Source organism: Verrucomicrobiota bacterium (genome assembly GCA_037139415.1).
Taxonomy (GTDB): Bacteria; Verrucomicrobiota; Verrucomicrobiia; order Limisphaerales; family Fontisphaeraceae; genus JBAXGN01.
On sequence record JBAXGN010000220.1, the window covers coordinates 1 to 11,945 of the forward strand.

Genomic DNA, 11,945 nt, shown 5'->3' on the forward strand with positions numbered 1-11,945 from the left:
TTATTCAAAAACCTGCAAAAAATCCGCATTGTTAAGTCCGACAGGCTGCTAGGCAAAAGAGACAGACAGACAGATTTTTTGCCATCTTGGAGTTCGTCCAGTTCTCCTCAGCAACCGAGTGCGCATAAACTTTCATAACTCATTGAATACATGAATATTATGTACAATTTACATGATAAAAATGCCCGTTATATAAAAATCATACTTGATAATTTAAACTGCTAGTTTAAATTATCGTGTGTATGCAATACTTGCCTAGATTGGTTGAGGAACGGTTGCGGCTCTACCGCAATACATTCCCGTGCGTGCTGATTGCCGGTGCCAGGCAGGTCGGCAAAAGCACGCTTTTGCAGCAACTGTTTGGCAATGAGTTCCGGACCTTTGTGTTCGACCCGGTGCAGGATTTATATCAAGTGCGCCGCGATCCAGACCTGTTTTTGCGCAACAATCCTCCCCCGCTGATCCTGGATGAAATCCAGTATGTCCCGGAGCTGGTTCCGGCCATCAAGCGTTATGTGGATTTGGAGCGAAGACCGGGACAGTTCCTGATCACGGGTTCGCAACAGTGGCACGTGATACAGCGCTTGTCGGAGTCGTTGGCTGGCCGCGTGGCCCCGCTGGATTTATCAGGCTTTTGCCTGGCTGAAACCCGGGCCGGACACACCTGGTTCGATACGTGGCTGACCATGGCACGGAAACCGGCAGCCGATGCCTTGCCGCTGCTGAGAAAGCGCCGCTCCGCCGGTCTATCCGCCACCGAGACAATCTGGCGCGGATCATTCCCGGAAGTGCAAACCCTGCCGGAAGCGGCCGTGCCAGGCTGGATGCAGGGATATGTGGCCACGTATCTGCAACGGGATGTGCGGTTGATTCTGGAGGCCCGCGATGAGATGCAACTGGCCGCCTTTCTATCCCTCTGCGCCACCCTCACGGCCCAGGAATGCAATTACAGCAAGCTGGGGAAGGATATTGGGCTATCCTCTCCCATGGCCAAGAAGTGGCTGAGCGTGATGCGACAGACTTACCAATGGACCGAACTACCCGCGTTTTCGCGCAACCCGGTCAAACGCTTGAGCCTGCGGCCCAAAGGGTACTTTGTGGATACCGGCCTGGCCTGCCACCTGATGCGTATCAGCTCGCCCCAAGCGGTACAAGGGCATCCGGTTTTCGGCGCTTTGTTTGAAACCCTGGTGATGCAGGAATGCCTGAAACAGGCACAATCCCTGCCGGTCACGCCGGCTTGGCATCATTACCGGCAGCACAGCGGAGCGGAGGTGGACCTCATCGCCGAATTGGATGGCTGGTTGTTTCCTGTGGAAATCAAGGCGTCGTCGTCAGTCGGGCCGGGTGATGCCATCGGCATGGATACCTTCCGCCAATTTGCGCCGGGCCGGGTGGGATTGGGTCTGGTGATCTACGCTGGTAAAGAAGTACTCCAGATCTCTGAGCAATGTCTGGCCGTGCCATTTGACCTAATGTAGCGTTGTGATGGCGTTAATCTCCTGGTGCCCAACACGAATCAAAACATCGCTTGGGGCATCATGTGCGCTGTTATTTCCCTCCTTTAGTTCGTCCATCCATCCACAGCCCTAGGTCCGTAGATGGATGGACGGGAAACAAAACATCTCACGGCAATTACTGTGGACTGATTTTACTTGAACTGGCACATCGTCAAACTTACCCTACACGACATGAACTTCGCACAAAAGCAGCGCTTGGCTCTCGTTCTATCAGGATTCATTCTGCTATGCCTGCCGCTGGCAGCTAAAGCCCAACTTACTTACAGCACTAATGGTTCATCCATCACGATCACGGGATACTCCGGCCCGGGCGGCTCCGTTGTTATCCCGGACACCATCAGTGGCCTGCCCGTCACCACCATAAGAACCAACTCCTTTACAAGCTGCACCAATCTGACCGGCATCACGGTCCCCGCCAGCATCACCAATATCGGGGCCTTGACGTTCAATCGCTGCACCAGCCTGACCAATATCATCGTAAATGCCACCAACCCAACCTACAGCAGCTTGAACGGAGTTTTACTCGATAAAAACCAAACCACCCTCCTCCAGTGTCCGGGCGGTAAAACCGGAGGTTTGCAAATCCCCACCAACGTCACCAGCATCGGAAGTTCGGCTTGCCTCTCCTGTTCCAACCTGGCCAGTGTGACGATCCCGGATAGCGTCACCAGCATCGGCGATTCGGCATTCTCCTCCTGCACCAGCCTGACCAATGTCACGATCGGCACCGGCGTCACCAGCATCGGGACCTTCGCATTCCGAAACTGCACCAGCTTGACCAGCATCTTGATCCCCAACAGCGTCACCAATATTGGCAGTGTGCCATTCTATGGCAGCACCAGCTTAACCAACGTCACGATTGGTACCGGCGTCACCAGCATCGGTAATTCGATGTTCTCCTCCTGCCCCAACCTGACCAGCATTATCATCCCCGATAGCATCACCAGCATCGGGAACTCAGCATTTTCCACCTGTTCCAATCTGACCAGTATCACCATCCCCAACAGCGTTACCAACATCGGAAGTTATGTATTCAAATATTGCACCAGTTTGCCTTACATCACCATCCCCAATAGCGTCATCAGTATGGGGAGCCAGACATTCCATGGCTGCACCAGCTTGACGAACATCGTTATACCCGATAGCATCACCAGTATCGGAGCATTTATGTTCTATAATTGCTCCAATTTGACCGATGTCTTAATCGGTAACGGCGTCACCAACATCGGTACCTATGCATTCTATAACTGCACCAAACTAACCAACGTCAACATCCCCAATAACGTCACCAGTATTGAGAGCCAGGCGTTCCGTAACTGCACCAGCTTGCCAAACATCACCATCCCTGACAGCGTCACCAACATTGGAGATTATGTTTTCTACGATTGTTCCAGCCTGACGCGCATTGCGATCCCTGACAGCGTCAGCAGCATCGGAACCTATGCATTTTATGGCTGTTCCGCACTCAACAATGTCATCATTGGCACCAGTATTACTGACGTTGCAAACTTTGCATTCGCTTACTGCTCCAGCCTCACAAGCATCAATATTCCCGACAGCGTCAGCAGCATCGGAATCTATGCGTTCAGCTACTGTACCAGCCTGACAAATATAATAGTCCCCGACAGCGTCAGCAGCCTTGGAAACTACACGTTCTATGGCTGCTCTAATTTGACTAGCGCCGTGATCGGTAACGGCGTCCCCAGCATCGGAGATTATGTGTTTTATAACTGTACCAAACTGGCTCATGCGGTGATCGGCACCAGTGTTGCTGATATTGGAACCTATGCGTTTTATGGTTGCTATGGCCTAATGGATATCACCGTAGATGCGGCCAACACAACTTACATCAGTCTGAATGGAGTTTTGTTCGATCAGTCCCAAACTACCCTCATCAAATATCCGGCAGGTAAAACCGGAGCTTATACTGTTCCCAATAGTGCCACCAACATTGCCGCCTATGCATTCTATTACTGCTCCAATCTGTCTGGCGTGGCAATCGGAAACAGTGTCGTGAGTATCGGGACCTACGCATTCCGCAACTGTACCGGCCTGACAAATATCTTTATCCCCAACAGCGTCAGCAATATTGGAACCAATGCGTTCTACGGCTGCTATACCCTTCAGGAGATTACCGTGGATACAGCTAACACAACATACAACAGTTTGGATGGAGTTTTATTCAATAAAGCCCAAACTACCCTCATGCTTTGCCCGGCAGGCAAAACTGGTCTTTACACCATCCCAAATGGCGTAACGAACATTGGCACCTATGCGTTCTATCGCTGCACCAAACTGACCGACGTTGTAGTCGGCAACGGTGTCACCAAAATGGGAAACTATGCCTTCTCCTATTGTTCCAGCTTGACGCACATTGCGATCCCAAACAGTGTAGACAGCATTGGAACATATACGTTCTATACCTGCACTAATTTGGCTGATGTTGTACTCGGTAGCGGTATCACCAACATCGGAACCTATGCATTCAGCTACTGTAGCAGCCTGATAAATATTATTGTGACAGACCACGTTCAAAGCATAGGTACCTACGCATTCCGAAGCTGCACCAGCCTGACCAACATCACGATCCCCGCCAGCGTCACCAACATCGGGTCCTATGCGTTTAGAAGTTGTTCAAATCTTCTCAGCGTATATTTTCGTGGTAACGCATCGGATATTGGCGAAAATCCGGGGTCTGCCTTTCTATATGCCACCAATACAACCGTCTATTACCTGCCGGACACCACGGGCTGGGGATCAACGTTTGGCGGTCGGCCAACCGCACCGTGGGGCGTCCCCTCAATCACCGCCCAGCCTGCAAATCAGTCTATTCCCCAGGATTTGACCGGCTCATTCACCGTCTCCGTGTTCGGGATTCCACCCTACTCCTATCAATGGTCGCACGATGGCCTTGCCTTGCCCATGGCCACCAATAATCAGTTTGCCATCACCAGTTGCCAGCCCGGCGACGGGGGCAATTATCAGGTGGTAATCACCAATAAGTATGGCGCGACCACCAGCAGCGTGGCGACACTGGTGGTGGTGGACGACAAAGGGCCAACGCTCACCGTAAATGGCATCTCCGGACAGACCGTAGGCCAGCGCATTTACACGTTCAGCGGAACCGCGACGGATGCAGCCCGCGGAGGAGACGGAATCGCAAACGTATGGGTGAATGGCATATTGCTGATCAATGTGAGCGGGACGGGCAACGCGGTGGTGCCGTGGAGCCATGCCGTGACGTTGCAACAAAGTATGAATCAAATCAGCATTGTCGCGGCAGATACCCTGGGCAATCGCACCACCAACCTGTTCTACGCCTATTATCTCCCCGCCGAACGGGTGTCACCCACCTTGGCGATCACGCCTCCACCTGCCACCACCTTTTCCAATGCGTTGGTGGTGACGGGAGCTGCCAGCGACAGCAAGGGCGTGGCAGAGGTATGGTGCCAGCATAATACCGGCCCGTGGATGTTGGCCAATGGCACCAACAGATGGAGCGTCACCCTCACTCCAGTCTTTGGGACCAACACCCTGTCGGCATACGCCGTGGACACCTCGGGTAACTATTCCAAAATCAGCACGGTCAGGTTTGTGAAACTGGCCACCGACGTGTTGCCCATCATCCGCATGGGCAATGGGAGAATGAGTCCTGACCTCAACGGCCTGCCCCTGGTGGTTAATAAGACCTATTCCACCATCGCCACGCCAGTCACCGGTTATCTTTTTTCCAATTGCGTCGCCACGCATGGCCTGAATGGTCCGGTGCTTTGGACGACCAATAAACCCGCCATCCAGTTCACCATGGCATCCAATTTGGTGTTGGTGGTGAATTTTGCGCCGAATCCCTACCTCGCTCGCAAAGGGGATTACACCGGGCTATTCAGCCCGAGCAACGACGTGGTCCTGGCCGACTGGACCAACAGCGGCAGCGTGAAATTGACCGTGACCGATCGGGGAACCTTCACCGGCCAACTCCAGTATCAGGGCAAGGTGTACCCGCTGGCGGGCGCACTCGGGTTGGGCGGAGCGACCAATCTCACGATCCTGCGCGGCAGAGACCCGGCCTTGCAAGTGAGCCTCGCCTTGGATCTGAGTAATAACGGGGAAGTCAGTGGGACCATCGGGCAAAATCAAGCATGGACCTCCGAACTCTGGGTCAGTCAGGTGCTCAAACAGGCGCAGAAGACCAATTACACCCTGACGGTGGAAACAGTACTAGCCGACACAAATCATAGCCCCGTAGTATTTACGGTACAGCCTTCGGGACTCGTCACGTCCACCGTCCAACAGGTGAGCATCACCAAGATAGTACTTGCGGTGCAACCTTCGGGACTCGTCACACTATCAGGTACCCTGGCGGACAAAACCAAGTTGACTGGATCGCTGTCCCTGACCCGCAACCAGGAGGTGGCAATGTGCCAGACTTTATACAGTGGTAAGGGAATGTGGCTGGGATACGTGAGCCTGGTCGGCACGAACAGAGGTGGCGAAGCGCACTGGCAAAAACTGCCCAGCAGTTTGGATAAGGTGAATCCCAACGGCTTTTCAGTGAATACACGGTTATTGTTACCGTAACACTGTCACCATTTCAGCGTCCTCACAACCCGGAACCAGTCGTCTGTCTGTCTCTTTTCCTAGCCAAAAGAGACAGACAGACAGATTTTTTGCCATCCCGGAGTTCGTCCATCCATGCTACACCACGACAAACATGCCCGTCAGGTTAAAATTCCAGCGCGATAATTTAAAATCCCAGTTTGAATTATCGTGCGCATGAAATACTTATTCGGACTGATTGAGGAACAGTTGCGGCCCTGCCGCAATCCCGCAAACTTTACTCGATCTTGACCACCAGTTTCAGGGTCCAAGTGCGTTTCTCCCCGCCTTCCCAAGGGCGGCCATAGGAAAAGTTCAGGGTGGCAACACCCGGTTTGAGCGTTTCAAAGGTCCATGTCTGCAAGCCACCGGCCCCGGAGCGCTTCACCTCAGGCGGAATACGGCGATGCTGCACCTGCTTTATAAGCGCCGGATCGCTGTTCGCGGTCTGTTCCCCCCAGCTATAACCCGTGGTGGGATTGGAGCCGAGTTCAACCGTCAAGGTACCGTGAGATGCCATGGTTATTTCCTTGGTCTTATGTGCCGTACCATTGCGAAAGTCGTCCTCCGAAAAGGCAACCTTGGCGGGATTGCGCGCCGTTTTTTCCGCTGGAGCGGCAACCGCCGCAGCGGGAGCCAACAGGCATAGTGACAGCCAACCAAAAAGCACCATCCGCATAGAAGTTGGGTGAATCACTCACTTTTCCAAGCGTTTCTCCAAAGTTGCAGTCCGGCTGGCGGTATCATCCAAAATCCGGTTGATGGCATCAAAATCCGAGGCAAACCGTTTTTCGATCAGTTCCAGGGATTCGAGGCCGGCGGCGAGGGACTGCTGTTGTCCATCCACAAAACGGCGGAGTGATTCCACATCCATCGCCACGCGCGCCACGTCATCGGTGATTTTTGCCGTTTCATTTTCGCAATCGTTGACCTGCTGAACGACCTTGCGCACTTCACCGGTTTCCTGCTGCCACAGGTCGGCGAGAAACTTCAAGCGCGCCTCGGCCAGGCTGATCCGCGCCAACAGTTCGAGAAACGCGGCTTCATTGCCGTCATTACGCATCAAAGGCTGGATGGAGCTGAGTCTGCCATCCCTCGGGAACCTTGGTGCTCCGTTGTCCAGATACTTTTTTAAGAGTGGCTCCAACCCTTCCCGCGCCGACCCTGCCAAGGGACGATCCATGATGAGCTGTTCTCTTAAATCAGGCAGCGCCGCATAGGCATCGTTCTTATCCGCCGGCTGCCCCAAGCGCCAGGCGGCAAACTTAAGGTCCACCAGGTGGAACTTCACCAGATTGTCCGCCAAACGGGTGCGCGCACCCTGTTCGCGGGTATTCAGCTTCTGCAGCGCCTCCGCCCAACGATCACTTTCCTTGCGGTGGCTGGACAACGTCTTGGAATGGATGGCCAATTGGCTCGTGATCGTCGTCAACTCTCCCGCCATCGCCTTATTCTGGTCCCCCAGACGCTTGAAGCTGTTGGGCGAAGTCCGCAGTTCCAGATCAAATCCGGCCTGGTCAAATTCGCGCCGGGCAGCACGCCAGCCGCCCATGGCTTCGCCAAACTTTTGCTCGGCTTCCCGCGTCCGCTCACGGCGCCACTCGTTATCCGGGCTGGCCATCACCAGCCGCCGCATTTCGGCCAAGGCCGCCGAACCATCGGTCACCCACGCCTCCCCATTCGGCAGCACTTTGCCCGCCGTGCGGTAACTGCTGGTGGCGCGTTCCACCGCCGTGGCCGTCCGGTCCAGCCGGGTCTTGTTATCCGCGCGGGATTGCTCCAGGTTCACCAGCCGCACCTTGTCCTCGGCGGCATCTTTTTCCAGTTTGGACAGCCGTTCGGCCACCCCGCGCTGGCGATTGGCTTGTTGGGAGACAAACTCGCGCAAGTCATCCAGACGCGACTGGGCGGCATTGAACGACTCCAGACAACTGACGCGCAACTCGCGCATTTCGCCCAACGACGGCACCTGCGCTCGAACCGCATTGGCTGATAGCGTTACCACGGCACCGGTAAGAATACAGTGAATCAATGAATAAATGCTTGTTTTCGTCATAATTGCATTGGTTGAAACCTTCCTGAACGAATCGAAATGAACGTATCCAAATCGGTCTCCCCTGACACGAATCCCTGCGTCACTCGACGCAGCGATCTCACGGGAACCTTCTTTGAATCCAAGTTCATGTCGTTATAATGTCGCAGCGTCCGGTACCGTCAAGCATATTTCTGAACCGGCCCGGCTCTCTCTCCGCCGCCATCGTCAACCGCCCCCCAAGGCTCGTGAGTGGATGGACGGCTTTTTGCAGGTATGAAGTACCGGCTTCAGCCGGCGGAACTCATGTTGCTGCGAGCACCGCAGGTTTTGGAGTGCGTGCGGCAAGGCGGGGTGTAGGGGGCCGCGACGCCGCTTTGGATAGGCGCGCAGGCAATCGCACTGGGCGGATTGTGGCAATAACGCTGGGGATAACATTACCGTTCCGTACCCCCTCACCTCTTTCCTCTCCCTTAGCCCATGAAGCTGAAATTCAAACAGCAGGCTTATCAGACCCACGCTGTCGAGGCCGTGGCCGACTGTTTTCTCGGTCAACCGAAGAATAATGGCGTCTCCTACCGCATTGACCCCGGCCGAGGCGACACTCAAACCATGTTCAGCATCGGCGAGTCTGGGTTCAAGAACAGCGACGTGGCCGTCCCGCTGGCACAGGTCCTCACCAACGTACATGCTGTCCAACTTCGCCACAACCTGCCGTTATCCTTGGGGCTCAAGGTGTCCGCCGGTTGTGACATCAATCTCGATATCGAGATGGAGACGGGCACGGGCAAGACCTACTGCTACATCAAAACGATGTTTGAGCTGAACAAGCGCTACGGCTGGTGCAAGTTCATCGTCGTGGTGCCCAGCATCGCCATCCGAGAGGGCGTCCACAAATCCCTCGAAATCACCGCCGAGCACTTTCTGGAGCAATACGGGAAGCGTGCCCGCTTTTTTATCTATAATTCCAAACAACTCAACAATCTGGAGAGTTTCTCGTCGGATGCCGGTGTCAGTGTCATGGTGATCAACGTCCAGGCTTTCAATGCCCGCGGTCAGGATGCGCGCCGTATTTACGAGGAACTGGATGACTTTCAGTCCCGCCGCCCCATTGACGTCATCGCCCGCAACCGGCCCATCGTTATTCTCGACGAGCCGCAGAAGATGGAAGGCGCCAAAACGATGGATTCCCTGAAGGAGTTCACGCCGCTGATGATTTTGCGCTACTCCGCCACGCACCGGCAGGAGCACACCAAGATATACCGGCTTGATGCCCTGGACGCCTATAACCAGAAACTGGTGAAGAAAATCGCCGTGCGCGGCATCACGGTCCGCGGCTTGGCCGGCACCAACGCTTATCTGTATCTCGAATCCATCAACATTTCTCAGACCAAGCCACCCGAGGCGCGGGCCGAACTGGAGATTCAGCAGGCCAGCGGCATCAAACGCGTCCTGCGCAAGCTTGGCCGGAACGACAATCTGTACGATATGTCGGACGGGCTGGAACAGTATCGCGGCTTTGTGGTCTCAGACATCAATGCGCTCGATAATACGGTCAGCTTCACCAACGGCGTCGTGCTCCGCGCCGGGGAAGCCACGGGCGACGTGAACGAAGCGGCCTTGCGGCGACTCCAGATTCGCGAGGCGGTCAAAGCCCATTTCGACAAGGAGCAGGTGCTCTTCCATCTGGGCATCAAAGTGCTCTCCCTGTTTTTTATTGATGAGGTGGCCAAGTATCGCTGTTACAACGAAACGGGCGAGGAATCCGGGGAATACGCCCGCATCTTCGAGGAAGAATACCTCGCTCAACTGAACGAAGTGCTGACGCTGGAAGACACGCCCTACAACCGTTATCTCAAAGGCATTCAGCCCGCCAAGACCCACAACGGCTACTTTTCAATTGACAAGAAAACCAAGCGGCTGGTCAACCCCGAGGCGAAAACGCGTGGGGAATCCGCTGGCGAGACGGACGACGTGGACGCCTACGACCTGATCCTGAAAGACAAGGAACGGCTGCTTTCCTTCGAGGAACCGGTCCGCTTCATCTTCTCGCATTCCGCGCTGCGCGAAGGTTGGGACAATCCGAACGTCTTCGTCATCTGCACCCTCAAGCACAGCGACAACACCATTTCCCGGCGGCAGGAAGTTGGCCGGGGCCTTCGCCTGTCCGTCAATCAGGACGGCGACCGCATGGACAACCCGGCCACGGTCCACCAGGTGAACGTGCTGACCGTTGTCGCTAGCGAAAGCTACAAGGACTTTGTCTCCGCGCTGCAACAGGATATCAGCGAATCCCTGTCCGCCCGGCCGCGCAAGGCCGATGAAGCGTATTTCACCGGCAAGGTGCTCAAGACAGCGACCGGCGACGTCACGGTAACGTCGCAGATGGCCAAGGCCATTTACAAATATCTGCTGAAGAACGATTACACTGACGCTGACGACAAAGTCGCCGTCGCTTACCACGATGCGAAGAAAGAAGGCCAACGCGCACCACTGCCCCCGGAACTCGCCCCGCACGCTGAACAGGTCTTCCAGTTGATTGATACCGTGTTCAGCGCCGTGCAACTGCCAGCCATCGAGGACGAGCGCAGGGCCAAGGTTAATCCGCTCAACGGAAACTTTGATAAGAAGGAATTCCATGAACTTTGGAACCGCATCAATCGCAAGGCCGCTTACACGGTTCATTTTGAAACGCCCGAGTTGGTGAAGAAATGCGTCACCGCCCTCGACAAGGAACTGAAAATCAGCCCGCTCCAATACACCATTCAGCGCGGCGAACAGACGGAAAGCGCGACGGCTGAGACATTGAAACAGGGCGAAGCGTTCCAGATCAAAGAGACGGCCACCGGTGCCCTCAAGGCCTCCGTCAAGTCCGCCGTCAAATATGACCTGATTGGCAAGATCGCCGAGGACACGCAACTGACCCGGAGCACCATCAGCGGGATTCTCCAAGGCATGAACAGCGCGGTGTTTGGGCAATACAAGGTGAACCCCGAGGATTTCATCCTCAAGACCAGTCGGATCATCAACGAACAGAAGGCAACCGTCATTGTCGAACATCTCGCCTACAACCCGGTTGAGGACGCGCACACGCTGGATATTTTCACGCAGGAAAAGCCCAAGGAAGATTTCAGCAAGGCCATCAAAACCGACCGGCATATTTACGACTACGTCTTCACCGACTCGAAGAACGAACGCGCCTTCGTCAAAGACCTCGACACCGGCACCGAAGTGGTGGTGTACGCCAAGTTACCCAAAAGCTTTTTCATTCCCACGCCAGTTGGCCGCTACAATCCGGACTGGGCCATCGCGTTCAAGCACGGCGAGGTGAAGCATGTGTACTTTATCGCCGAGACGAAAGGTTCCATGTCGTCCATGGAACTGCGCAAGATCGAGGAGTGCAAAATTGATTGTGCCCGTAGGTTCTTCGCTAAAATCACGTCTGAACAAGTGAAATACGACGTGGTGAACAGCTATAGCAAGTTGATGGAGTTGGTCAGGTAGCAGGCAGGGGGCCTGCGGGTGGTGGGAAATGACGCAACCGCCTTCAGGGTTGATGGAATTGATGGGGGACGGGGTCCCAGGGTAAACTCGCGCCCGCAGATCCTTTGGTGAGTTAACCCTGGCTGGATTACGAAAAACCCGTTGGTTTTTTTGGGGAGGGAATGGGAGCGGATAACCGGCAAATCCGAAGGCACCGAAATCCGAAATCCGAAAGAAATCCGGAAACCGAAACCGGAATACTTTTGGTCGAGTAGGACTGAGGCGCACGCAACCTTGCGGTCCATGTTTCCTCA

The 11,945-nt window shown here is 54.8% G+C and carries 5 protein-coding genes; 3 read left to right on the top strand and 2 right to left on the bottom strand.

Going from position 1 to position 11,945, the window contains the following annotated elements:
* The first annotated feature begins 242 nt into the window (after positions 1–242).
* Together WCO56_25885 and WCO56_25890 are read left to right on the top strand one after the other, a co-directional pair.
* Positions 243–1,481, top strand: a complete 1,239-nt coding sequence (locus WCO56_25885) for an ATP-binding protein (GenBank protein ID MEI7733029.1) — start codon at positions 243–245, stop codon at positions 1,479–1,481.
* A 210-nt stretch (positions 1,482–1,691) separates the two neighbouring features.
* A complete protein-coding gene (locus WCO56_25890) occupies positions 1,692–6,098 on the top strand; it encodes a leucine-rich repeat protein (GenBank protein ID MEI7733030.1) in 4,407 nt (1,468 codons plus the stop codon).
* Positions 6,099–6,354: 256 nt separating this feature from the next.
* Here the strand turns inward: WCO56_25890 and WCO56_25895 are convergent, their stop codons facing one another.
* Positions 6,355–6,795 carry a protease inhibitor I42 family protein gene (locus WCO56_25895; protein ID MEI7733031.1) on the bottom strand — a complete coding sequence of 147 codons (441 nt, stop codon included), beginning with the start codon at positions 6,793–6,795 and terminating at the stop codon, positions 6,355–6,357.
* A gap of 18 nt (positions 6,796–6,813) precedes the next feature.
* Complete coding sequence (locus WCO56_25900) at positions 6,814–8,172, bottom strand: hypothetical protein (GenBank protein ID MEI7733032.1); 1,359 nt, start codon at positions 8,170–8,172, stop codon at positions 6,814–6,816.
* Positions 8,173–8,628: 456 nt separating this feature from the next.
* On the opposite strand from WCO56_25900, the gene WCO56_25905 reads away from it, so the two are divergent.
* Complete coding sequence (locus tag WCO56_25905) at positions 8,629–11,652, top strand: DEAD/DEAH box helicase family protein (GenBank protein MEI7733033.1); 3,024 nt, start codon at positions 8,629–8,631, stop codon at positions 11,650–11,652.
* The last annotated feature ends 293 nt before the right edge of the window (positions 11,653–11,945 follow it).

Bases quoted from the DNA above. Each gene is read 5' to 3' on its own strand.
- WCO56_25895 (MEI7733031.1), bottom strand. From the start codon at position 6,795: ATGCGGATGGTGCTTTTTGGTTGGCTGTCACTATGCCTGTTGGCTCCC.
- WCO56_25890 (MEI7733030.1), top strand. From the start codon at position 1,692: ATGAACTTCGCACAAAAGCAGCGCTTGGCTCTCGTTCTATCAGGATTC.
- WCO56_25905 (MEI7733033.1), top strand. From the start codon at position 8,629: ATGAAGCTGAAATTCAAACAGCAGGCTTATCAGACCCACGCTGTCGAG.
- WCO56_25900 (MEI7733032.1), bottom strand. From the start codon at position 8,172: ATGACGAAAACAAGCATTTATTCATTGATTCACTGTATTCTTACCGGT.
- WCO56_25885 (MEI7733029.1), top strand. From the start codon at position 243: ATGCAATACTTGCCTAGATTGGTTGAGGAACGGTTGCGGCTCTACCGC.